The 1,193-nt window shown below is 60.4% G+C and carries 1 protein-coding gene; it reads left to right on the forward strand.

The genetic code is table 11. The features are described 5' to 3' along the window. Positions 1-85: 85 nt before the first annotated feature. Positions 86-1,183: an IS1595 family transposase gene (locus tag NKI54_RS36285; protein ID WP_352694650.1), complete on the forward strand. Its 1,098-nt coding sequence runs from the start codon at positions 86-88 to the stop codon at positions 1,181-1,183. The last annotated feature ends 10 nt before the right edge of the window (positions 1,184-1,193 follow it).

The following is a 1,193-nucleotide window of genomic DNA, read 5'->3' on the forward strand; positions in this document are numbered from 1 at the left end:
TGGCCTTTATCAACCAAAGACAGCAATAGGCTTGTGATCATGGCCTTCCCATGCGATTCTTGGACGTGATCTGGAGGGGATGAGAATGCCTGAAACGATGCTCGCAGCGCTTTCCAACATTCGGACCGTTGAAGAAATGATCGTGGCCTTCCGGGATGAAGAGCATTGCCGGCGATTGCTGGAAACCATGGTGTGGCCAGAAGGCAGGATCTGTCCCGCCTGTGGTTACAAGCGGTCGATCGCGCTTGCCGGCCGCGATACAGGCAAGCGGCGTGCGAGACCGGGCCTTTATCAATGTTCCAATGGCGCTTGCCGGTTCCAGTTCACGGTGACGACCCATACCCCGCTGCATTCGACCAAGCTGCCCTTGCGTGTTTGGCTGAAAGCCATGTGGCTGATGCTCCAGTCGGACAAGGGCTTGTCCTCGGTCCGACTCGCCGAGATCCTTGGCGTGAGCCAACCGACGGCCTGGCGCATGGGTCACGCCCTGCGGCTGATGGTGGCCCGGGAAAACATGCTCGACGGCACGGTTGAGATCGATCATTTTCATCTCGGAGGAAGTCCCCGAAAGCGGCCGGATGAGCCACCTCCAGGACGGGGCCGGAAAGGTCAGGCGAATGCAGAGAAGGCGCCGGTCGTGGCGATGGTGCAGCGGCCGACCGACGTCACGCCCGGCGCTCCGGCCGGTGACGCACGTGCCGCGGTCGTGACCGGTCTTTCGTTGCGCGCGGCCGAACGTGCGATTGAAACACAGATCGAAACCCACGCGCATTTGATGAGTGATGAGGCGAAGGCATTCATGGCCATCGGCGAGAGTTTTGCCAAGCATGAAACCGTGAAGCATTCCAGCCACGAATATGTTCGCGACACGGTCCACGTCAATTCGGTGGAGGGTTTCAATTCCCGCGTGCGGCGGACGATCGCCGGAGTCTTCCACCATATCAGCCCGCAACATGCTGACCTCTATTTCCATGAGATCGGCTTCCGCTGGTCCCAGCGCGTCGTGTCTGGAAGCGCCGTTCGGAAAACTCGGCATGGCCGGGAAATCATGCGAACGCTCTGGTCGCGGGTGCCGCCGGCGCTGCAACTGCCGACTGTGTTTCGGACCGCAACGGGGCGTCAGATGCGCCGAAGCCCCGATGGCGGTATCACCATCAAATCGGCCGTAGCTGTCTTTGGTTGATAAAGGCCGC

This window comes from Mesorhizobium sp. M0663 (genome assembly GCF_040320585.1).
Classification (GTDB): Bacteria; Pseudomonadota; Alphaproteobacteria; order Rhizobiales; family Rhizobiaceae; genus Mesorhizobium.

Excerpts from the sequence above, each read along its gene's own strand:
- NKI54_RS36285 (WP_352694650.1), top strand. The coding sequence starts at position 86 with ATGCCTGAAACGATGCTCGCAGCGCTTTCCAACATTCGGACCGTTGAA.